22 protein-coding genes are annotated in these 22,556 nt (G+C 57.7%); 6 read left to right on the forward strand and 16 right to left on the reverse strand.

Features of this window, described 5'->3' with window-relative positions:
• Positions 1-16 precede the first annotated feature (16 nt).
• From phnN to fos, 10 genes are all read right to left on the reverse strand, one after another.
• Positions 17-553, reverse strand: a complete 537-nt coding sequence (gene phnN / locus HFD87_RS10630; protein WP_167423392.1) for a ribose 1,5-bisphosphokinase — start codon at positions 551-553, stop codon at positions 17-19.
• A complete protein-coding gene (gene phnM, locus HFD87_RS10635; protein ID WP_010670886.1) occupies positions 553-1,689 on the reverse strand; it encodes an alpha-D-ribose 1-methylphosphonate 5-triphosphate diphosphatase in 1,137 nt (378 codons plus the stop codon). The genes phnN and phnM overlap by 1 nt, the downstream gene beginning before the upstream one ends.
• The gene (gene phnL / locus HFD87_RS10640) at positions 1,686-2,399 is read right to left on the reverse strand and encodes a phosphonate C-P lyase system protein PhnL (protein ID WP_033772090.1); all 714 of its coding nucleotides are present in this window, start codon (positions 2,397-2,399) and stop codon (positions 1,686-1,688) included. The genes phnM and phnL overlap by 4 nt, the downstream gene beginning before the upstream one ends.
• A complete protein-coding gene (gene phnK / locus HFD87_RS10645; protein ID WP_013358336.1) occupies positions 2,400-3,161 on the reverse strand; it encodes a phosphonate C-P lyase system protein PhnK in 762 nt (253 codons plus the stop codon). It lies immediately after the preceding gene.
• Positions 3,151-3,999 carry an alpha-D-ribose 1-methylphosphonate 5-phosphate C-P-lyase PhnJ gene (locus tag HFD87_RS10650; RefSeq protein ID WP_010247794.1) on the reverse strand — a complete coding sequence of 283 codons (849 nt, stop codon included), beginning with the start codon at positions 3,997-3,999 and terminating at the stop codon, positions 3,151-3,153. The genes phnK and HFD87_RS10650 overlap by 11 nt, the downstream gene beginning before the upstream one ends.
• On the reverse strand, positions 3,992-5,068 hold the full coding sequence (locus HFD87_RS10655; RefSeq protein WP_033758254.1) for a carbon-phosphorus lyase complex subunit PhnI: 1,077 nt from the start codon (positions 5,066-5,068) through the stop codon (positions 3,992-3,994). Before HFD87_RS10655 ends, HFD87_RS10650 begins: the two co-directional genes overlap by 8 nt.
• On the reverse strand, positions 5,068-5,643 hold the full coding sequence (gene phnH, locus HFD87_RS10660) for a phosphonate C-P lyase system protein PhnH (protein WP_010247799.1): 576 nt from the start codon (positions 5,641-5,643) through the stop codon (positions 5,068-5,070). Before phnH ends, HFD87_RS10655 begins: the two co-directional genes overlap by 1 nt.
• Positions 5,643-6,089: a phosphonate C-P lyase system protein PhnG gene (gene phnG / locus HFD87_RS10665; RefSeq protein ID WP_167423393.1), complete on the reverse strand. Its 447-nt coding sequence runs from the start codon at positions 6,087-6,089 to the stop codon at positions 5,643-5,645. The genes phnH and phnG overlap by 1 nt, the downstream gene beginning before the upstream one ends.
• Positions 6,089-6,802 (reverse strand): phosphonate metabolism transcriptional regulator PhnF, encoded by a 714-nt coding sequence (gene phnF, locus HFD87_RS10670; protein ID WP_010247805.1) that lies wholly within the window; start codon positions 6,800-6,802, stop codon positions 6,089-6,091. Before phnF ends, phnG begins: the two co-directional genes overlap by 1 nt.
• A gap of 239 nt (positions 6,803-7,041) precedes the next feature.
• On the reverse strand, positions 7,042-7,440 hold the full coding sequence (gene fos / locus HFD87_RS10675) for a fosfomycin resistance glutathione transferase (protein WP_167423394.1): 399 nt from the start codon (positions 7,438-7,440) through the stop codon (positions 7,042-7,044).
• A 255-nt stretch (positions 7,441-7,695) separates the two neighbouring features.
• Between fos and HFD87_RS10680 the strand changes: the two genes are divergently transcribed.
• From HFD87_RS10680 to HFD87_RS10690, 3 genes are all read left to right on the forward strand, one after another.
• Positions 7,696-8,325, forward strand: a complete 630-nt coding sequence (locus tag HFD87_RS10680) for a Vat family streptogramin A O-acetyltransferase (protein WP_033758258.1) — start codon at positions 7,696-7,698, stop codon at positions 8,323-8,325.
• 140 nt (positions 8,326-8,465) lie between these two features.
• Positions 8,466-8,963: an AAA family ATPase gene (locus tag HFD87_RS10685; RefSeq protein ID WP_167423395.1), complete on the forward strand. Its 498-nt coding sequence runs from the start codon at positions 8,466-8,468 to the stop codon at positions 8,961-8,963.
• 578 nt (positions 8,964-9,541) lie between these two features.
• Positions 9,542-11,182 (forward strand): methyl-accepting chemotaxis protein, encoded by a 1,641-nt coding sequence (locus tag HFD87_RS10690; protein ID WP_010247812.1) that lies wholly within the window; start codon positions 9,542-9,544, stop codon positions 11,180-11,182.
• Between the two features lie 184 nt (positions 11,183-11,366).
• Here HFD87_RS10690 and HFD87_RS10695 read toward each other — a convergent pair whose 3' ends face one another.
• Positions 11,367-12,458 (reverse strand): mechanosensitive ion channel family protein, encoded by a 1,092-nt coding sequence (locus HFD87_RS10695; RefSeq protein ID WP_033758264.1) that lies wholly within the window; start codon positions 12,456-12,458, stop codon positions 11,367-11,369.
• Between the two features lie 415 nt (positions 12,459-12,873).
• On the opposite strand from HFD87_RS10695, the gene HFD87_RS10700 reads away from it, so the two are divergent.
• Positions 12,874-15,060 (forward strand): bifunctional diguanylate cyclase/phosphodiesterase, encoded by a 2,187-nt coding sequence (locus HFD87_RS10700; protein ID WP_167423396.1) that lies wholly within the window; start codon positions 12,874-12,876, stop codon positions 15,058-15,060.
• 107 nt (positions 15,061-15,167) lie between these two features.
• Here HFD87_RS10700 and HFD87_RS10705 read toward each other — a convergent pair whose 3' ends face one another.
• From HFD87_RS10705 to HFD87_RS10715, 3 genes are read right to left on the reverse strand one after another with little or no spacing between them, the layout of a single operon-like run.
• Positions 15,168-15,854, reverse strand: coding sequence for a cysteine hydrolase family protein (locus HFD87_RS10705; protein WP_033772104.1), 687 nt, complete (start codon positions 15,852-15,854; stop codon positions 15,168-15,170).
• Positions 15,841-17,151, reverse strand: coding sequence for a cytosine permease (locus tag HFD87_RS10710; RefSeq protein WP_167423397.1), 1,311 nt, complete (start codon positions 17,149-17,151; stop codon positions 15,841-15,843). The genes HFD87_RS10705 and HFD87_RS10710 overlap by 14 nt, the downstream gene beginning before the upstream one ends.
• Entirely contained in the window at positions 17,148-18,584 is a 1,437-nt protein-coding gene (locus HFD87_RS10715; RefSeq protein ID WP_167423398.1) for an amidase, read from the reverse strand. The genes HFD87_RS10710 and HFD87_RS10715 overlap by 4 nt, the downstream gene beginning before the upstream one ends.
• Positions 18,585-18,951: 367 nt before the next feature.
• Between HFD87_RS10715 and HFD87_RS10720 the strand changes: the two genes are divergently transcribed.
• Entirely contained in the window at positions 18,952-19,521 is a 570-nt protein-coding gene (locus HFD87_RS10720; RefSeq protein WP_033772110.1) for a hypothetical protein, read from the forward strand.
• Positions 19,505-19,732 (forward strand): hypothetical protein, encoded by a 228-nt coding sequence (locus HFD87_RS10725; protein WP_029519618.1) that lies wholly within the window; start codon positions 19,505-19,507, stop codon positions 19,730-19,732. The genes HFD87_RS10720 and HFD87_RS10725 overlap by 17 nt, the downstream gene beginning before the upstream one ends.
• Before the next feature lie 87 nt (positions 19,733-19,819).
• Here HFD87_RS10725 and HFD87_RS10730 read toward each other — a convergent pair whose 3' ends face one another.
• Both HFD87_RS10730 and HFD87_RS10735 read right to left on the reverse strand, forming a co-directional pair.
• Positions 19,820-20,662, reverse strand: a complete 843-nt coding sequence (locus HFD87_RS10730) for an oxidoreductase (RefSeq protein ID WP_010247836.1) — start codon at positions 20,660-20,662, stop codon at positions 19,820-19,822.
• A gap of 98 nt (positions 20,663-20,760) precedes the next feature.
• The gene (locus tag HFD87_RS10735) at positions 20,761-22,542 is read right to left on the reverse strand and encodes a thiamine pyrophosphate-requiring protein (RefSeq protein WP_033767679.1); all 1,782 of its coding nucleotides are present in this window, start codon (positions 22,540-22,542) and stop codon (positions 20,761-20,763) included.
• Positions 22,543-22,556: the final 14 nt, after the last annotated feature.

The following is a 22,556-nucleotide window of genomic DNA, read 5'->3' on the forward strand; positions in this document are numbered from 1 at the left end:
CCAGGATAAGAGAGTTTCATTGATGCGCCTCCAGTATCTGACGCAGCAGGCACACGGTATCCGCCAGCGCGCCGTCGTTGTTGAGGATAATGCAGCCATCGGGCTGCGGCTGTGCGGCGCGCGCCAGCCGCCGGGCGATCTCCGCCTCATCTTCCCGTCCGCGCTGGCGCAGCCGCGCTGCCAGCACGGCGGGTGTGACCTGCAGACAGACCGGCAGCAGCTGCGAGCCGAAACGGGCCTGCGCCTGCGCCAGATGCAGCCGCGAACCATTCACCACCACATTCTGCCCGCGCAGCAGCCACTGCTCCGTCTCACAGCCAATGCCATAGCTGAAACCGTGCGCCTGCCAGCTCACCGCGAACAGTCCCAGCGCGACGCGACGGGCAAACTCCGCTTCGGTGAGCGCCACATGGTTTTCACCGCCCGCATCGGCGGCGCGGGTAATGTAGCGATGGGCGATCAGCAGCCGTGGCGGAGGTGCCGCCCGCAGCGCATCCAGCAGGCTGTCTTTACCCGAGCCCGAGGGACCGGTGAGCCAGATCAGCCGCGCCATCAGTACACCTGCCGGCCTTTGCTCCAGACGTGCCGCACATGCGGGTAGCCGTGTGCGGTGTGCGCCAGCACCAGATCGGCGCGGCAGCCTTCGGCGATTACCCCGCGATCTTCGAGCCCTAAGGCGCGCGCCGGGTTACAGGTGACCAGTGCGATCGCCTGCGCCATGCCGAGGCTGTTGCGCTCATCATCTGCCAGCCGGAACGCCGCATCCAGCAGGCTCGCCGGATAGTAATCGGAGGAGAGAATATTCAGCAGGCCGTGTGACGCCAGCTCCCAGGCGGCGACGTTGCCGGAGTGCGAGCCGCCACGCACGATGTTTGGCGCGCCCATCAGCACCTGCATATTGCGATAACGCGAGGCGCGTGCCGCCTCCAGCGTGGTAGGAAACTCCGCGATGCGGCTGCCTGCCGCATGGGACTCCTCCACGTGTGCCGCGGTGGCATCATCATGGCTGGCAATGGCGATGCCATGTTCCCGGCAGAGTCCGGCAATCGCCTGACGATTGGGCTGTGACCACGCTGCTGCCAGGGTGAGCTGGTCATGCTCGAACTGATCCATCTCCGCGTCGTTGAGCTGATATTTGCCCTGATAATATTCGCGATACTTCGTCAGCGACGCATACTGGCGCTGGCCCGGCGAATGGTCCATCAGCGACACCAGCGCCAGCTCTGGCGTGCCCATCAGCGCTTCAAACAGCGGCGCAGTGGTGGGATGCGGCAGTTCACAGCGCAGATGCAGCAGATGCTCGGCCCGGTTCAGTCCTTTGCGGTTGCTGTCGCGGATGGCGTCGATCATCTTGCTGAGGTTATCCAGCCGGTGCCCGCCGTCGCGCACATCCCCGACGCCAATCGCATCCAGCACCGTGGTAATGCCGCTGGAGACCATCAGCGCATCGTGGCTGCTCATCGCCGAGTGTGCCGGCCAGTCCACTTTCGGACGCGGCGTGAAAAACTTGTCGAGGTTATCGGTGTGCAGCTCCACCAGACCCGGCATCAGCCAGGCGCCCTCGCCATCCAGCGCGCCCGGCTGCTGGCTGGTGGTTTCGCTGAAGCTGCTGATGCGCTCGTCGCGAAACTCCAGCGATCCGGTTACCACTTCGTTTTCCAGCACCAGTCTGACGTTATTGATGATCATGCCTGCGCTCCTGTCTCGATTGGGTGCATCAGGTGCAGCCGGTCCGCTACCCGCTCGCGCACCGCCCGATCGTGAAAAATACCGACGATGGCGGCACCACGGGCGCGCGCCTGTTCAATTAGGCTCACCACCGCCTCGCTGTTGACACTGTCGAGCGAGGCGGTGGGTTCATCCAGCAGCAGCACCGGATAGTCGGCGATAAAGCCGCGAGCGATATTGACGCGCTGCTGCTCTCCGCCAGAGAAAGTGGACGGGGCCAGCGACCAGAGACGCTGCGGCACGTTGAGCCGGGTCAGCAGTTCGGCGGCACGTGCTTCACATAAGGCGCGCTCGACGCCGCGCTCCAGCAGCGGCTGCATCACAATCTCCAGCGTCGGCACGCGCGGGATCACCCGCAGAAACTGGCTGACCCAGCCCAGCGTGTCGCGGCGCAGGGCGATAATCTGGCGCGCCGATGCCTGCGCCATGTCTATCCACTCGCCCTGATGCGCGACCCGAATGTGGCCGCTGTCGGGCTGATAGTTGCCGTAAAGCGCGCGCAGCAGTGTGGATTTACCGCTGCCGGAGTGACCGTGCAGCACCACGCATTCGCCCTCGCCTGCCGTCAGGCTGGCGTTGTGCAGCACCGGCAGCGCCGCGCCGTTCTGGTTATGCAGCACAAAGGTTTTACACAAATTCTCTACCCGCAGGCGCGGAGTGATAGTTGTCATTTAATTGAGCACCGAAGAGACCAGCAGTTGAGTGTAAGGATGATGAGGATCGTCCAGCACGCGGTCAGTCAGACCGCTCTCCACCACCCGCCCCTGCTTCATCACCAGCAGGCGATGCGCCAGCAGTCGCGCCACGCCGAGATCGTGGGTGACAATCACCACCGCCAGATTCAGTTCGCGCACCAGCGTCCGCAGCAGATCCAGCAGTCGCGCCTGCACCGACACATCCAGCCCGCCGGTCGGCTCATCCATAAACATCAACTGCGGCTGCGTCACCAGGTTCCGGGCGATCTGCAGACGCTGCTGCATACCGCCGGAAAAGGTGGTGGGCAGATCGTCGATGCGACCGGCGTCAATCTCCACCGCCTGCAGCCAGCGGCTCGCCTCGGCGCGGATATCGCCATAGTGGCGCTGTCCGGTCGCCATCAGCCGTTCGCCGATATTGCCGCCCGCGCTGACCTGCGAACGCAGCCCGTCCATCGGATGCTGATGCACCACGCCCCATTCGGTGCGCAGCAGGCGACGGCGATCGCTTTCACTCATCTGATAGAGGTCGCGATTCTGATAGAGAATGCTGCCCTGCTGCGGCGTCAGACGCGCCGACAGGCTCTGCAGCAGCGTGGTTTTACCGGAGCCGGACTCGCCGACAATGCCCAGCACTTCACCGGGCCAGAGATCAAAACTGACCTGCTCAAACCCTTTGCCCGGCGCATAAAGGTGGGTGAGCTGGTTCACCGCAAGCAGCGGCTGTTCACTGTGCATGTTGCTGTTCCTGCTGCTGATGGCAAAAGTCGGTGTCGGAGCAGACAAACATCCGCGTTCCCTGATCGTCCATTACCACCTCATCGAGATAGCTGTGGCGCGAGCCGCACAGCGCGCAGGGTTCATCCCACTGCTGCACGGTGAACGGATGATCGTCGAAGTCCAGGCTTTCCACACGGGTGTAAGGCGGCAAGGCGTAGATGCGCTTTTCACGCCCGGCACCAAACAGCTGCAGCGCGGGCATCATGTGCATCTTCGGGTTGTCGAATTTGGGAATGGGCGATGGATCCATCACATAGCGATCGTTGACCCGGACCGGATAGGCGTAAGTCGTCGCGATGTGGCCGTAGCGGGCGATATCTTCATACAGCTTCACCTGCATGATGCCGTACTCCTCCAGCGCATGCATGGTGCGGGTTTCGGTTTCGCGCGGCTCGATAAAGCGCAGCGGCTCCGGAATCGGCACCTGGAAAATCAGGATCTGATCCTCTTCCAGCGGCGTTTCCGGGATGCGGTGCCGGGTCTGGATCAGGGTGGCATCGGCGGTGCGCTCGGTGGTGGCAGCATTGCTGACCCGCTTAAAGAACTGGCGGATCGACACCGCATTGGTAGTGTCATCTGCGCCCTGATCGATCACTTTCAGCACATCCTGATCGCCAATCACGCTGGCGGTGATCTGGATGCCGCCGGTGCCCCAGCCGTAGGGCATCGGCATCTCACGTCCGGCGAACGGCACCTGATAGCCAGGGATCGCCACCGCTTTCAGGATGGCGCGGCGGATGGTGCGCTTGGTCTGCTCGTCGAGATAGCCGTTGTTATAGCCGGTGAGTTCAGCCATGGTTGCGCTCCTGATAATCGTGCTGCAGCTGTTTCAGCAGTTCCAGTTCCGCCTGGAAATCGACGTAGTGCGGCAGCTTGAGATGCGAGACAAAGCCTGCGGCTTCAACGTTGTCGGCGTGCGACAGCACAAACTCTTCGTCCTGCGCCGGGCTGGTAACACGCTCATGCTGTTCGCGGCTTTGCAGCGCCCGGTCCACCAGCGCCATCGCCATCGCTTTACGTTCGGCGCGGCCAAACACCAGCCCATAGCCCCGGGTAAAGTGCGGCGCCGTGTCGTCGCTGTGGGCAACGCCGTTGACCATTTCACACTCCGTCAGTAGCAGCTCACCGATCTCCAGCTCAAAACCCAGCTCTTCGGGACAGATACTGACGCTGAGAGTGCCGGTGCGGATCTCGCCGGCAAACGGATGGGTGCGGCCATAGCCGCGCTGGGTCGAGTAGCCGAGCGCCAGCAGAAAGCCTTCGTCGCCACGCACCAGCTGTTGCAGGCGGGCGGCGCGTGAGGCGGGAAAGCTCATCGGCTCGCGGGTGATATCGACAGGCTCGCTGCCGTCATCCATCTCAGCGGCGGCCAGCCCTTCATCGCTCATCATGCTGAACATATGCGGGCACTGGTCAGGTACCGAACGATCGTCACGCGGCGCGGCGGGCGTTTCGCCATTGGCCAGCAGGGTGAAGTCGAGCAGACGGTGGCTGTAGTCGTAAGTTGGCCCCAATACCTGGCCGCCCGGCAGATCTTTATAGACCGCCGAGATGCGGCGTTCGATGCGCATCGCACCGGTCGCCAGCGGCGTGCTCTCCGCCAGGCGTGGCAGCGTGGTGCGATAGGCGCGAAGCAGAAAGATCGCCTCGACCAGATCGCCGCTGGCCTGTTTAATCGCCAGCGCCGCCAGTTCGGGATCGTAAATCCCGCCTTCGGTCATCACCCGATCCACCGCCAGTCCCAGCTGCTGCGCCACCTGATCGCAGCCGAGTTCGGCTACCGCCCGATCGCCGCGCCGCAGATCGGCCTGCAACTGGTGGGCATTTGAAATGGCTTTTTCGCCCCCTTTCACCGCGACATACATCAGCACACCTCCACAACAGTGGTGCGCGGCACGGCCATAATCGCTTCGCCACAGGTGAAGATCAGGTCCACGCCCTGTGGAAACGGATGTGGACGAGTGCGCAGATATTCCAGCACGCTTTCGGGCAGCTGTGGCGCGATGGCGCGGGTTTCGCGCAGGCCAGGGCCGGAGAGGCGCAGCGTCAGGCCGCCATTCAGTGACGGCACTTCGATAATAAGCGTGGTGCTTTTTTCCGGTGACATGTTGTCACCCGCTGCGAACTGCGTCGGATCGGGCTGCGCCGCCGCATGGCTCAGGGCGAATGGTGCATCCTGCTGCGTGGTGATCGGCGCACCGGTATGGAAGCGCAGATTGTTGCGCAGCTGTTCGTTGTCAATTTCCGCATCCAGCCAGACCGGGCTTTCCTGATCGACCAGCGTCAGCAGCAGCGCCGTGGCCGCCGGTGACAGTGCGCCCCAGCCCTGTTGCAGCGGCAGCGAGACCATCACGCCCGGTTCGCTCATCGCTTTCAGAATGCGGCGAAACGCGCGCTGCGCATCCGCCACCGGATGGTTAAAACTTGCCAGTAAAGTCATCAGTTATCTCCGCGAACCAGCGTAAAGAAATCCACTTTGCTGCTGGCGATCTCGCGGGCGCGCAGCTGTCGCTGCTCATCGCGCCACGCCGCCAGCGGGGTAATAATCTTCTCTTCCAGCAGTTGCCGGGTTTCCGGCTGCTGTAAAAGCGCATCCAGCAGGGCGCAGCGCTCGGCATGGGCTTTGTCGCGCCCTAACAGGTAGCTGTAACCCAGAGTGCCGTCGCTGAGCTGCACCACCGCGCGCGTCACCGTGGCATCGCCCATCACAAAGCGTTGGCCGGTGGCCCCCATCCGCGCCTGCAACCGCGTCAGCCCGATCTCTGCCGGACGGATCAGGGTATAGGCGGGCTGGAGGTTAAGCGCCTGCCAGTGCGTCTCAAGCAAGGCGGCGCTGCTGTGCGCCAGCACCGACAGCCAGCGCTGGCGATCCGTTTGCTGTTCCATTAGTGCTCCAGAGTCAGTTCAATCATGTCACCGCGCGTCAGGCTGACGGAGTATTCCGCCACCGCGCCATCACTGGTTTTGTTCAGGGTCCGCACGCAGAGCAGTGGGGAATGCAGCGCGATGTCGAGCTGCCGACACTCTTTGGCCTGCGCCCGGCGGGTGCTGATGCGGGTCTGGGTGCGTACCAGCTGCTTTCCGGTGTGCTCAACCAAGAAGTCGTGCAGCGATCCGCTGTTAAATTGCTGAAGTTGTGGCCACCAGCTGAGGTCGGCGAGGAAATGGTTAATCAGGCAGAGCGGCACGCCGTTGGCGCGACGCAGGGTGCGCAGATGAATGACGTTGTCGCCCTCTTTCACGCCCAGCGCATTGGCAACGTCGTTGCTGGCCGGACGCAGCACCGCCAGCAGCCGTTCGCTGGTGGGATGACTGCCCTGCTCCAGCAGGTTCTGGCTGAATCGCGCCTGGGCATGCAGCGGATAGTCATAAGGGCGCATCAAAACCAGGATGCCGACGCCGTGACGGCGCTGCAGCAGCCCTTTGTGCACCAGCTCATCCACCGCCCGACGCAGCGTGTGGCGATTCACCTCATAGTGATCGGCCAGCTGTTGCTCGGAAGGAAGATAGTCGCCGCAGCGGTAGCGCTCTTTGAGCGCCTGCTCCAGTTGTGCGGCAACAGCCTGATAGACAGTGGTCGGATGTCTGGATAACTCCATCACGATGAAATCCTCACGGGTTACAGAGTGGGAACGCAGTGAAAAGACGCTGCGGGATGGTGTTAGCTTGAGGGGATCAGATGACAGAACCGTGACGCGGGGGTGAAGGAGAGGTGAATGTGGTGGCTGAAAAATGAGGAGTGCTTGTCAGGGTGAGTGACTGGCAGGAAACCGCCGGGCATGGGGTGATAGCCCCCGCTTCAGCGGTCATTTTCTCTGCCGGGCCGGGAGTCAATCAATCAAAAGAACGTCATTCCCTGATAAAGCTGAGCAAGGCAGGCTCTGATACGGCTCTCAAGATCGCCATCATGGATCTCAAGCCTGTGGCCATCGGGGTCCAGAAAGTAGAAGGAGTTCCCCTCGCTTTTATTGCGCTTCCACTCTGTCACACCCGCCGCTCTCAATCGCTCAACGAACGCATCAAATTCGTCACCAGGAATAGTGAATGCATAGTGTGTGTAATCATTTCCAGCAGAGACGGTATCCACAGAGAGACAGAGCCAGAGTTCACCCAGCGAAAGATAAGCGCCGTGATCCCATGCCGCTTTGGGGGTGAATCCAAGGGTCTCCGTATAAAAATTCAGGCTACTGGCCAGGTTGCTAACTGCGAGGGTGAGGTGATTGAGTCCGGTCAGCATGTAAAACTCTTTATCAGAATGCAGAAGAATTTAATTTACAGGAATCAGATTTCTTTGCACACAAACAGAATTAACAACCGTTTATATATCTGCTGAATCTCTGCCGGGCCCATCCCGGAAAGAGGAAACAGGAGCCGGCAATACAGCCGGGGCCGGCGCGCGATGAGCAGATAATGAAGCCCGGGCTTGCACGAAAGGAACGACAGGCTTGATGGTGTACACTGGAACGAACTAACGTTGCGCTTAGGAGAGAGTATGTACGGACCGGATCCCGCTAATCCCCATCCAATGGAAGGTTTCCCACAGGTTTGTTTTATCAAAAATACGGTGAAAAACCCCAACATCATAATCGGGGATTTTACTTATTATGATGATCCTGAAGACTCAGAAAACTTCGAGCGCAATGTCCTTTATCACTTCCCCTTTATTGGTGACAAACTGATCATTGGTAAATTCTGCGCGATAGCCAGAGGCGTTCAGTTCATCATGAACGGGGCAAACCATAACATGGCGGGTTTCTCCACTTTTCCGTTTTACATTTTCGGAAACGGATGGGAAACAGCCCAGCCTCAGGCCGGCGATCTGCCCTATAAAGGCGATACGGTGATTGGTAATGATGTATGGATGGGTTATCAGGCGCTGATTATGCCAGGCGTTAAAATCGGCAACGGCGCAATAATCTCGTCACGTTCTGTTGTGACGTCGGATGTCCCGGCCTATTCGATTGTGGGTGGCAACCCGGCCAGAGTTATCAGGCAGCGTTTTACCGATGAAACCATATCCCGACTAGAGAAGCTGGCCTGGTGGGACTGGCCGGTAGAAAAGATTACCCAAAACTTACCGGCAATTATCTCCGCAGACCTTGAAGCACTGCCAGATGAATAGCCGGGCAGAAGTGGAATAAACACTGTCCGCTGCTGACATAGGGCGGCGATCATCCGACACGGGTTCGCATAATTTCGCGCAGATTGATGTATCAATGTGTCTGCTTTACCACTGGAGCGCAGGTTAAAACAGGAGTCGTTATGCTCTACATCTTTAGTGGCCTTCCGGGTTGCGGAAAAAGCACTATCGCTAAAATGTTATCTGAAAAATTAAAAGCGGTGTATTTACGCGTCGATACGATCGAACAGGCTCTGCGTAATAGTTCAGCAGCTTTCAGGGATATTGGCCCTGAAGGCTATTTCATCCTTTATGAGCTTGCGCGGGACAATCTCAGACTGGGATTACCTGTTATCACTGACTCGGTGAATGACCTTAACCTGGTACGTGATAGTTTTCGTGATATCGCACTATCATCAGGTGTTCCCTTTCTGGAGATAGAAATCCTCTGTTCTGATCCAGAACAGCATCGTGCCCGTGTAGAGAACAGAATCTCAGATATCCCTGGCTTAAAAGTGCCTGACTGGCACGCCGTTGTGGATCGTGTTTATGAACCGTGGAGCAGAGAGCATCTGCAATTAGATACCGCGGAATTATCGCCTGCTGAGTGCGTTGATATCATCCTCCAGAAGAGCATTTAGCCCTGACCGCGTTTAGCCCGCACCCTTAACGGCAATAAATGTTTTAACCTGAGGCTGCATGTTGCCCTACCCTCAGGGATTAAAACCGGTAAAACAGAAGTAGCCACGCTATTCCCTCAGCTTAAGCGGCAATATCAGCACGTTCTGGAGAGGATTAATGAGGTAACCAGGCTCAGGTACTCAATGAGAGAAAACGGACGTAATTCCTGAACAGTTGATCATGTCCCAAAGGCTTTTTCAAAAACTGAAAAAGAGTAGAAGTCGCAGATAATTGAATCAAAAAGCATCCCGGCTGGCAAAATTCTGATGCCCTTTTGATGGTATTCCATCATTCCCTCTCAAATTAACATTGTAATTTTCCACTATTTTTTAAGTTAATCTGAATATTCAAAACCTTAAAAAATAAATAAACCATCTGATTCAACATCATAATTTTAAATTGTCATTTTATTTTTACTGAAGCCTGCCTTCTTAAATTTATGCGCGATTTTTGCACTGCCGTTGGTTAATAACCGTGAGTAATCTCTGGCTGCTCCAGGCCGATAATCGTAAGACATCTTACCTGGAGCTTTACTGCCATGCTGAAAAATACACGTCTCACCACGATCCTGACGTTATCCGGACTGTTTCTGTTTTTTGTCTTTCTTGCTTCTTCATTGCTGAGTGTGATCTATCTGAATCGCAGTGCGGAGTCTCTCAAAAATCTCAACCATGAAGTTTCTGCAACCCTTGGCGTCGCTGACACGACGAACTGGATACGTGCCGCTCGCACCACACTGCTGGCCGCTGTTCCTTATGCTGACGGCAGCAATCCAGAGGCGTTTAATGCCGCGCTGGCCCAGGCCAGATTTTACTATGATGGCGGCTTGCGCTTTATGCAGGCCTATCAGGCTGCACCAAAAATGGCCGGTGAAGCGGAACTGTCACGGGAGCTGGCCGCACGCTACAACGATTACACTCAGCAAGGCGTTGGTGCCCTTTTCACCGCGCTGCAGAAAAGGGATGTACCCGCTTTTCTGATGCTTGCTGGTACAAAAGTCGTGGCACTTGATGAGGCTTACCGCGTTCCGCTGGACAAGGTTATTGCCATACATAAACAGTCAGCCGTAAACATCACCCAACAGGCCGATACCGATACGCACATTGCTTATGTTGCTGCGGGTGTGTCGGTCATACTCTTTATCCTGGCTTCAGTCATTGTGGCGGTGGTACTGAAAAATGTGCTGATCAAGCCCCTGCGTCGTGCTGGCGAAGTAACGGCAGCCATTGGTGCCGGCGATCTGACATCGGAGTTCCACAATCTCCGCAACGATGAAATGGGCAGGCTTCTGCAGGGGCTTGAAAATATGCAGCTTGGCCTGAAAACGATGGTCAGTGAAATCGTCAATGGCGTAAGCGAAGTGGCTCGCGTTACCACGCAGATAAGCGACGGCAACCACAGTCTTTCCAGCCGCACGGAGCAACAGGCGGCAGCGCTCGAAGAGACCGCGGCGAGCATGGAGGAGCTCTCGTCTACTGTCTCACTCAACGCCGGTAATGCCTCAGTCGCCAGCGACGCGGCCTCTGCGGCTTCCGGAACCGCTTCGGAATGCGGCGCGGCAATGCGGGAAGTGGTGCGCACGATGGCAGACATCAAAACCAGCGCAATGGCCATCAGTGAAATTACCTCCGTAATAAACAGCATTGCCTTTCAGACAAACATTCTGGCACTGAACGCAGCGGTAGAAGCAGCACGTGCAGGCGACCAGGGTCGCGGTTTTGCTGTGGTTGCTAACGAAGTTCGCACGCTTGCACAACGCAGCACACAGTCTGCGCGGGAAATTGAAAAGTTAATTGCTGAATCCAATCTGAACGTCGGTCTGGGTGAGCAGAAAGTGGCTCAGGTTTCGCTGACAACAGAAAAAATTATCAGCGATGTGACCGGCGTGACCTCGCTGCTGGGAGAGATTGCGGCGGCGTCTTCTGAACAGAGTAAGGGAATAAATCAGATCGGCACGGCTGTAACCGAAATGGACAGTGTGACTCAACAGAACGCCACGCTGGTTCAGGCTTCTGCTGCTGCTACGGGTGTACTGGAGGAACAGGTTAAATCGTTAAGTGCGATTACCAGCCGGTTCAGGTTGCAGACTGGTGCGGTCGTGACAGACTTACGCTCCCCGGCCATACTGTCTGTTCAGGTAAAAGAAAAAGTTTCAAGCGATCCGTGGGTGAGCTTTTAACTGAGTCAGGCTGATGTCTGCAGCTTCTTCTGCAGACATCGGGCCTACCAGAAGATGGCCAAAACAATTATGTCCGCTTCAGACACCATGCGGACAAAGACACCATCGCCTGCCCTGAAAGAACAACGGAGCGACAGCCATCAGGATGCACACACCCTCTCAAACTGCCGCTCCCAGCTTGCCCCTATTCTGCCGTCCCTATTCCCACCTTCTCACGCCCGGTATCCGTCAGTGACGCTCTCACCTGCGGCAGGCTTTCCGGGTAATTCTGCTGAATAAACTCAATCATTTTTTCACGCACGTAACAGCGTAAATCAAAGGCGATCGGGGAGTTCTGCGCGGTCATCAGCATCCTGATGGTCATGGTTTTCTCGGTGGTGTCGGTCACCTGTAGCACAGACGTTTCCTGATCCCAAAGCTTGGTTTCGCTCAGCACCTTTTCAAAATGCTTGCGCAGCGGCTCCAGCGGCATGGAGTAATCCACGTAAAGGAACACCGAGCCTAAGATCTGGGCGTTATTGCGCGTCCAGTTCTGAAACGGGTTTTCGGTAAAGTAGGTGATCGGCAACACCAGCCGACGCAAATCCCAGATGCGCACCACCACATAGGTCAGGTTGATCTCCTCAATCCAGCCCCACTCTTTTTCTACCACTACCGCATCATCAATTTTAATAGGCTGGGTAAAGGCGATCTGAATACCGGCGAAAAGATTGACCAGCGACTTTTGCAGCGCAAAACCAATAATGATACCGGCAACACCCGCACCGGCCAGAATGGTGGTGCCGAATTTCCGGACGCCAGGGAAGCTGAGCAGAATCAGCGAAACACAGAACAGAACCAGGATGACAATAACCACTTTTTTGACATAGATAATCTGCGTGCGAATTTTACGCGCACGAAGGTTATTGGAAATATTAATGTCATAGCGGATATAAAGCATATCCTGCGCCACATTGGTCAGCCGGATTAAGACCGAGCAAAATGACATAATAATAAAGACATTGATAATATTGGTGATTAAAGAGAGAGATTCCGGTTGGAAATCGATGTAATTAACGCCGACATTAATCATTAATAACGGAATAAAAAAGAACATCGAGCCGCTAAGATGCTTCTCAAGGGATTTAAACAGTTTTCTGTCACGAATCTGCCAGTAGCGGATGAACCGGAGCAGGATAAGGCGGGCCAGAAATCCCAGCACAAAAGAGAGCGAGACGAGTAATACAACAGGCACCCATGACGGGAAACCAGATAACTCACCGAATAACAATGGCATTATTTTCCCTTATAGTAAGCTGACAACCTCAGGCTGTCAGATAAGTGACAAACTCAGTAACCGTTGTCTTCACGGCTATCCGTTCGTAACACAATCAGCGCACATGAGTATGAACCATCGCGGCGAAGTTAACAGGAAATGCACGGTGATGCGTCCAGAGAGGCTGTCGCGCGCCAGCCTTATGGCTACTGATACAGAGGCCGAATGTTGGCCCTCATGTCACCGTCCAGCCAGCTAACCCCATTAAAATATCTGATACAACACGGACACTTTTTCACTCCCCATTATTTAGGCTGCCCTGGCCATCCGGCAACAAAAACGTTGCCAGAATCACTAAGCGTAACGCTTTGCGTGACGTTTTTGTGCAATCTGCTAATTTTTAAGCTGTTCCCCTGCTGCTGAGAAAAACAACAATATGATTAACACCCTTAAACTTTCCTCTGATTTTCGTCGCAGTTTCCTGCGTGAAGTCCTGGTGCCGCTGGTCGCTATCTTATTGCTGACGTTTGTAGGTGCAGGCGCTGCGCTCTTTGTTGGTACCTCACTCACCAATACGGAGGCCCGCCATCAGCAGCAACGGATGATTGAAGCCTCTTTTTCACAGAGTCTGAATGAGCATCTGCGCCAGCTGCATAGCCTGTCGCGCTGGGGACCCTTTGAGCAGCATCTGGCAGAGGGCAACAGCAGCAGGTGGCTGGATGAGAACATTGGGCTGTGGCTGTATGAGATGTTCGGCCATCAGCTGATTCTGGTGCTGGACCAGCAAAATCAGATCGTCAGAGTCTGGCGCGAAGGCCAGCCGGTCTCCGCCCCTGAAAATGACCCGCTGATTGGTGAGGTGCTGCAAAGTCCGCTGGTCAACGATCCGGCGCGCCACGATAACGCGGATTATGCCCGTGTGACAAACCGTGCCGCCGCGCTGGCAGTGGGTAACATCCAGCGGGATGATAATGCCCTGCCGCGTTTCCGGCTGGTGAGCCTGAAATTTCTTGATGACGGCTATCTGGCGGGTCTGGCGGAACGCAATCAGCTGCAGGGGCTGCACTTCTCCGACGGCACGCCACAGCCGGGAACCGGTGCACGCTATTTGTTGATCGCGCAGGCGGGCGAGGCGGTTGGCTATCTGAACTGGATCCCCTCCCGTCCCGGTGCGCAGATGCTGCGCACCATCGGGCCATCTACCGGGCTGGCGGTACTGGCGATATCCCTGCTCTGCCTTTATATGGTGCGGCGACTCTGGAACTCCTCGGTGAACCTCTCGCAATCCATGCTCAGGCTCGGCGCGTCGGAGGCTCAGGCACAGCATCTGGCGTTTCATGATGTGCTGACCGGCCTGCCGAACCGCGCACTGGTCGAAGACCGCTTAACCCAGGCGCTGGCTCTGGCGACGCGCCACGATCAGCGGGTGGCGCTGCTGCTCATCGACCTCGACCGCTTTAAAACCATCAACGACACTCACGGTCATCATGCCGGAGATGAACTGATCATCGCGGTCGCACAGCGCCTGAGCCGTATCGTGCGGGCCAGCGATACGGTAGGACGCATCGGCGGTGATGAATTTATCGTGGTGATGCCAGATGTCGATAATATCGGCCAGGTGCATAGCCTGGCACAGCGCATTATCGACGAACTGAGTGAGCCTTTTACGCTGTTTGGCAGCGATGTCTGGAGTGGTGCCAGTATCGGACTGGCGCTGGCACCCAAAGATGGGGTTGATCGGCTGGAACTGATGCGCAAAGCGGATATTGCGCTGTATGAGGCCAAAAGCGGCGGGCGCGGCACGTATCGTCAGTTTGAACGGGCGATGGATGAGTCGGTGCGGACCCGACAGACCATCGCTGCCGACCTGCGTACGGCGCTGCATACCCATCAGGGGCTGGAGGTGTGGTATCAGCCGCTGATGGATATTGGCGGTCAGCAGATGGTGGGCATCGAAGCGCTGCTGCGCTGGCACCATCCAGCCCGCGGCCTGATTGCGCCCGGTGAATTTATCGCGATTGCCGAAGAGACCGGCCTGATTATTCCGCTGGGCGAATGGGTGCTGGCTGAAGCCTGCGTCACTCAGCAACGTTTTCCCGAGCTGCTGGTGGCGGTCAACGTCTCGCCGGTGCAGTTCCGCTCTACCGGCTTTGTTGAGCGGGTGATGGCGATTGTCAGCCAGAACGGCGGCGATCCGAAGCGCCTGGAACTGGAGATCACCGAAGGGGTGTTAATCGAAGATGAACGTGAAGCACGCGCCATTATTGTGGAGCTGCGTGACGCGGGCTTCCGGATTGCGCTGGATGACTTTGGCACCGGTTACTCCAGCCTGAACTATCTCAGCAACTTTCCGGTGGATAAAATCAAAATCGATCGCTCATTCACCCAGTCGCTGGGCGTGGCGGAAAATTCAGTGGCGATTGTTGAATCGGTGGTGAAACTGGGTCATGCCATGGGTCTGATGGTGACAGCAGAAGGCGTCGAGACGCCAGGACAGATGTCTGCGCTGGCAGATGCAGGCTGTAATCAGTTGCAGGGCTATCTGTTCAGTCAGGCAGTGCCCGCCGATCAGCTCGCGGCGCTGATGAAAACGATTGCGCCAGACAATGCGCAGCATGAGTGATACTGATGTGGAAAGCCTGAGCGCAGCTCTGTGCTCAGGCTTTCTGGCTGCGTGATGCATCTGAGATCAGAAGATCAACATCACCCTTCACCCGTTGTTGCGGGAAATTAAACCCCCAGGCTATCCAGCAGCGCGGCAGAATGGGCGACCGCGCCAAAGATGCCGCCCTGCATATGGATCATGCTCAGCGCCGCCTCATGATGATGCTGCTCGGTCGCAGCACAGCAATCAGACAGCACCAGGCACTCAAAGCCGCGATCGTTGGCTTCGCGCAGCGTGGTGTGGACGCAGACGTCGGTGGTAATGCCGGTGAGGATCAGATTACGGATGCCGCGACTGCGCAATATCAGCTCCAGATCGGTGGCATAAAACGATCCCTTACCCGGCTTATCAATCACCACCTCACCCGGCAGCGGTGCCAGCTCCGGGATAATCTCCCAGCCCGGTTCACCGCGCACCAGAATACGGCCGCACGGTCCCTCATCCCCGATCCCGGCGTTCATCCGTCGCGAGCGCCAGCGTTTGTTGGCGGGCAAATCACTGAGATCGGGCCGGTGCCCTTCGCGGGTATGAATAACCGGAAACTGCCGGGCACGCATCGCCGCCAGCACCTGCTGCAACGGTGCGATGGGCGCGCGGGTCAGACTCACGTCATAGCCCATGCTGTCGACATAGCCGCCCACGCCGCAGAAGTCGGTCTGCATATCAATCACGATCAGCGCGGTGTCAGCCGGTGTAAAAGTGCCGTCAAACGGCCAGGCGTAGGGGGTTGAATTAACGCTATAGTCGGACATTGCTGTTCTCCATTACCGGGCGCGGCATGCGCATTTTGCTGATCACGCTGTAGCTGATGGTGGCGGTCACCAGACCAATAACCGCTTCACCAAATTGAGGGAAAGCGACGTGGGCGATCACCGCACACAGGCTGCCAATCGCCCAGGCGGCAAACGCAGTACCACGAAAACGCTGCGCCGGACGCTGTTCGCTGATGCGCGCCATAAAAATTAAATCCACGATCATCACCGCACCAAACGGCGGCACCACAATGCCGAGCAGGCTGAGCCACTCCAGGAAGTAAGACCAGACGCCCGCCAGCGCCAGCACGCCGCCAATGGCACCCAGGATCAGCGTCCAGAGCCGCATTTTACTGCTGAACAGATGACTGAAGCCCACCGCCCCGTTATAGAGGCAGTGTGTGCAGACCGATCCGAGATTGATAAAGACAAACAGGCAGGCCACTACCGACAAAAAGGCGCTGTGCCCCATCAGCATCGGCAGGAAGTTACCGCCATTGGTCAGCGGATCAACCGCGGCGCCCACGGCCACAATCACTACACCAAACAGATAGGAGATAACATTGGCGACCGGGAAGGCAGAGAACGCGGCGATCACCGCCGAACGGCCATTCTTCGACCAGCGGGTAAAGTCAGCGGTCATGGTGCCGGAGTCAGCAAAACCGGCCACCACCATGGTGACGGCGGTGCCCATACTCATTGCACCGGCTACGCTGGCGCTGCCCTTCCACTGCGTCACCACGGAGAAGTCGTGCTGTTTGCTAATCAGCCACAGCGCCACCATTCCCAGCACCACAAACAGCGGCGCGGCGATCATCCCCAGCACCGACAGCGCCCGCACGCCCAGGAACGTGATGCCGGTATAGAGGATCATGGCAAAGGCCGTCACCGCCAGCGCATTCCAGCCAAAGGTCTGATTAATGACCGTGCCGGTAAGGCCGGTCTGGAAGGCATACCAGCCGATCACCACCGTCGAGAGAAAACCCGAGACCAGGATGTAGCCTTTGCTGCCAAAGGTGCGTCTGGCCTGCAGGGCGAAATTCATTCCGCTGTTACCGGCGTACCAGCTCAGCGCGCCGACATAGGCGAACAGCACCAGGTTTCCCAGCAGAATGGCGATCAGCGCAGGCCAGAACCCCAGATGCCAGGTAATGATGCCACCAAACAGCGCATTGGTGAGGATCATCGGAAATCCAAACCAGACGGCCGAGACGGAGCGGGTAGAATGACGGTGCGACAGCGGTACCGGCTCATGTTCAAACTCCTGCTCCAGCGCAGGCGTAGTAGACGTTTTCATTGGGCGATTCCGGGTTGAAGGTGATTCCACGGCTGAATGCGCTCGAAAGCGGCACTGGCAGCCAGCACTAAGGCATCATCAAGATGACGTCCGACAATCTGCAGACCGACGGGCAAGCCGCTGGCGGTAAAACCGGCGGGCACGGACGCGGCGGGCTGACCGGTGAAGTTGAACGGGTAGCAGAACGAGAGCCAGTGATCGCTGCGGACCATGCGGCCATCAATGATCTCCGGTCCCTGCATCCCCAGCGGAAACGGCGGTACCGCCAGCGTCGGGGTAATCAGCAGGTCAAAGCGCTGCATAAAGCGCCACAGGCAGTTGCTGACCGCTTTTCGGGTGGTGATGGCATCGGTGAAGTTTTCCGCCCGCCATTCGCGCTGCAGCATGGCGACCAGATGCGGCGACATCTCGCTGCCCTGCTCCGCCAGCATCCGGCGCATACCGGTGAGATCGCTCTCCATCGCCACCAGCGCGCCAAAGGCCGCCGACGGATCAGGGAAGCCCGGATCGGCCAGTTCCAGTTCAGCACCGATTTCAGCGGCAAAACGCTGCACCGCCGCGCTGACCACTGCCCGCACTTCCGGGTCAACGGCCACATAGCCAAAATCCGCGCTGAAGGCGATGCGCCGTTTGCCTGGCAGATGGTGTGGCGCACCCAGCCAGTCGACATCGCTGCAGGGAATCGAGTGGCGATCGCGCATATCCGGTCCGGCCATCAGCGACATCATCAGCGCGGCATCGCGCACGCTGCGCGTCATCGGACCGATGTGCTCCAGTGACTCCCAGCTCGACACGCCGGGGTAGCGTTCATCACGACAGCCGGGCCAGAGCGGCACCCGGCCCATCGACGCCTTGAAGCCGAAAATACCGCAGTGCGCCGCCGGAATGCGTACCGACCCGCCGCCGTCGCTGCCCAGTGCAATCGGGCAGAGCCGCGCCGCCACCGCCGCACCCGAACCAGCGCTGGACCCTCCTGGCGTCATGCTCAAATCCCAGGGATTCCGTGGCGACGGAAACAGCGGATTGTGCCCGACCCCGCTGTAGCCAAACTCCGGTGCGGTGGTTTTGCCAAGCAGAATGGCGTCGGCGGCCAGCAACCGTTCCACCGTAATGTCATCATCTTCCGGCACGAAATCTTTGTACGCCACCGAACCGGAGGTGGTTCTGACGTTTGCGGTGCAGATTAAATCCTTCACCGCCAGCGGTACGCCCGCCAGCGCGCCCAGTGTTTCTCCGCGTGCCCGTCGGGCATCCACGGCTCTGGCCTGTGCCAGCGCCAGTTCAGGCGTCGGAGTACAAAAAGCCTGTATCGCCGGTTCCCGCTGTTCCATCCGGGCCAGCGCCGCCACGGTCAGCTCGCACGCCGACACGTCCCCGCTGCGAATCAGAGCGGCCATCGTGGTGGCATCTTCGTCTAATAAGGAGTCAAACATGGGTTACCTCGCCAAAAGTGTACCTGTCAGCTAGTGCATGAAGCGTGCCAGTTAGCGGTGAATCAACCGGTCTGAGGTGGGGATGCCAGATGGAATACGGGCTGGGATACAAGATCGAATTCTTATGATGCCAGGTGCAGGCGACTGTTTATTTTTCCAGCACGATGATGGCGCAGGGCTGCGCGATAAGGGGGCGTAATAGCTGAATGGTTTGCGGGCTGGTTTACAAAACGATGTCGGTAATCAGCAACAGCGGCCGATATGCTGGAATGAATAACCACATTTTTACCAGGGATGTTTGACCGGTCTGAGCAGGCACTGAAAAATCACGGCTTAAAGATTCACATGCAGCCTGCAGGGATGATAAGTGCGCATTGAGGAAGATATTTATCTCGAAAACTACGAAATCAGACGAAAAAGATTCATTTATGATCGTCAGGTTTATCACAGCTACGTGTTTGTTGTCGGTAATGAGACTTACACCGTCATCGTTGGCGACCGGATAGATGAACAGACCTTTAACCGTATCGGATACCGGATGCCACCCGGTATCGCCTTTCCGGTTAACGGGCTGGCTGAAGTCTGTTTTGACGTGTTCGATGGTCTGGAGTGCCTGGGCGATTTCCGCCATATCAGCTTTGCAGGATTAGGCAGTGCTGTCGTTTTCAAAAGCGTACTCCTGGCGTTAATGGCACACCATGAAAGCTTCTTTATAGGCGGTTTTGTTTTCCAGGCTGCATCAGGAGAGATCGTTGACCGCAATCGCCCGACACCCCTTGAGGAGATCTACGATGCTTTGCTTGGGTTAAAAAATGAACTACGCTACAATCGCCGGACAGGGTTGCCAAAGAAAGCGCCGCAACCTTTAATCCCGGACTGTTTCCGGGCTTATAAAGTAGTGACTACAGGGAGAGCTTGCTATGTCGTTTTACAATAAACACGATGAAACAACCCCTTTGGCTCCGGTCGAAACCAGGTATAAGGAGTTAAGGGCACTATTGATTGCTGAATGGCTGGCCAGACCCGATCTGCCCGCCATTAAAGCCCAGTTAGCTCAGAGGAAAAAACGCTCGTCGTCTGCCCTGTTACGCCGCAAGTTGAAAGAGCTGAATGCGCGCGAAATGCAGAAAGCTAAGATCAGCGCTTAACGCTTAAAGGCCCGATAACGGGCCTTTCGTATTTTTATCAGCTTCTGGCTCACTCGCAGACGGCTTTCCGCCACCCGCAACTCACCTCTACTCCGGAAAATCCGTCTCCACCGACGTCTGTTTCCACGCTTCGATCTCAGCCAGCCGCTCTTTAAGCTTACTGGTCACGGCATCATGGCCCCAGGCGCCCATCACCAGATGGCGTGGCGGGTTGTCATGCTCAGTGATGGCGATCATTGCCGTGGCGGCCCGCGCCGGATCGCCCTTCTGCGTGCCGCTGTATTCGGCGGTGGCTTTCATCCGTGCGGCTGCAGTCTCTGCATAGTCTGGCAGCGTGCTCGGCGTCTGATGCAGGGAGCGTCCCGCCCAGTCGGTGCGGAACGGACCTGGCTCGACACAGGTAACGCGAATGCCCAGCGGTCCCGCTTCCAGCGCCAGCGAATCTGACCAGCCTTCCACCGCATGTTTGCTGGCAGAGTAGTAGCCTGAACTGGCAAAGCCAATTAAGCCTGCCACCGAGGTAATGTTGATGACGTGGCCGCTGCGCGCCTTTCTCATCGCGGGCAGCACGGCGCGGGTCAGGGCAAACAGGCCAAAGACGTTGGCATCAAACTGCGCGCGGATTTCGCTTTCCACACCCTCTTCCACCGAGCTCTGATAGCCGTAACCGGCGTTGTTGACCAGCACATCAATGGTGCCGAACGTGTCGAGTGCCGTTTTGACGGCCTGGTCGATGCTCGCCTGGTGGGTCACATCCAGCGCTACTGCAAGCGCGTTGTCGTGTCCCTCAACCAGATCGGCAATGGAAGAGGTATCACGTGCCGTCACGACGACCTTAAAACCACGCGCGATGGTCTGCTGCGCCAGTTCACGACCAAATCCGGTCGAACATCCCGATATTAACCAGACAGGGCTGGAGTGAGCAGTCATGGTAAGACTCCCGTTGATGATGATGAAGTGACTGGAGACCCGGACGCGAGTGCATCCGGGATTTAAGGTTAGCGAGGCGCGACCGCCCCACTTAGCCCTTAATGCTTTTTATTGAACAGCTGGCTGGCGGTGTCGCTGATGATCTGTGCCGCACCGCGATCGCCTTTCACCATCGACGCCATAAAGGCTTTCGCCTGTTTAAAGGTGATGTGCGGCGGTAACGGGGCAACTTCCGGATCGGTTTTCACCTCCAGCAATACCGGGCGATCGGCGCTGAGCGCACGCTGCCATGCCGCCGCCAGATCGTCAGGATTATCGACAAAAATACCGACCATTCCCAGCGACTGCGCAAACTCGGCATACTTCACATCCGGCAGTTGCTGCGAGGCGTCAAAGCGGGGATTCCCCTCCATGACCCGCTGCTCCCAGGTGACCTGATTGAGATCCTGGTTGTTGAACACGCAGACGATCAGGCGTGGATCGGCCCACTGCTGCCAGTATTTCTGGATGGTGATCAGCTCCGCCATGTTGTTCATCTGCATCGCACCGTCACCCACCAGCGCCACCACCGGTTTGTCGGGGTGGGCAAATTTTGCGGCAATCGCATAAGGCACCGCCGCGCCCATACAGGCCAGACCGCCGGAAAGCGAGGCGCGCTGACCCTGCTTAACCCGATAGTCGCGGGCGAACCAGTTGGCACAGGAACCAGAGTCCGAGGTGACAATGGCGTTATCCGGCAGTTGTGGCGACATCTCCCACACCACCCGCTGCGGGTTGACCGGATTAGCGGGTGCCATGGCGCGCTCTTCCATCAGCGTCCACCAGTCGCGCACCTGAAGCGCGATATCTTCCTGCCAGCTGCGATCCTCTTTGTGCTCCAGCAGCGGCAGCAGGGCGCGCAGGGTTTCAGCCGCATCGCCATGAAGATTCACTTCGCTGGGATAGCGCAGGCCGAGCATGGCGGGATCGATGTCTATCTGCACCGCACGCGCCTTGCCCTCTTCCGGCAGGAACTCCGTCCACGGGAAGCCGCTGCCGATCATCAGCAGGGTGTCGCAGTTCTGCATTAAATCGGATGAGGGCTTCGTGCCCAGCAGGCCAATCGAACCGGTCACAAACGGCGCATCGTCCGGCAGCACATCTTTGCCCAGCAGCGCTTTTGCCACGCCCGCACCCAGCACATTGGCGACCTGTACCACCTCGACGGCGGCGTTACGTGCGCCTGCGCCAATCAGAATCGCCACTTTTTTGCCGGCGTTCAGCACCTCAGCGGCGCGTTGCAGATCCGCTTCATAAGGGATCACTTTGGGACGCTGATAGCCGCTGCCGGAATGGGTAAAACCGTGCAGATGCTGCGGCGGCTGCCACTCTTCATCCTGAATATCTTTAGGGATGATGATCACCGCCACGCCGTTTTGCGCTTTGGCGATGCGCACGCCCCGGTCGAGCAGATGGCGCACCTGGGTCGAAGTCGAGGCTTCCTGAACGAAGTTGGCAACGTCCGAGAAGATGCGATCCAGGTTCATCTCCTGCTGATAACTGGAACCGCGCGCGGTCGCTTCCGCCTGTCCGGCAATCGCCAGCACCGGGGCATGATCCATTTTGGCGTCATAGAGTCCCGTCAGCAGATGGGTCGCGCCGGGCCCGCCGGTAGAGAGGCAGACGCCCAGCTCACCGGTGAATTTGGCGTGTCCGGCCGCCATAAAGGCCGCCATCTCTTCGTGGCGTACCTGAATAAATTCGATGCCGTCGCCTTTGGCGTTAGCACGCTGAATGGCGCCCAGCACCCCATTGATGCCATCTCCCGGATAGCCATAGATGCGTGTGACGCCCCACTCTTTCAGGCGCTGGACAAAAAAATCACTGGTTTTCATGCTCATCGTCGCGTTTCCCC

The sequence above is a fragment of the Pantoea sp. EKM21T genome (genome assembly GCF_011800405.1).
In the GTDB taxonomy this organism is placed as follows: Bacteria; Pseudomonadota; Gammaproteobacteria; order Enterobacterales; family Enterobacteriaceae; genus Pantoea; species Pantoea agglomerans.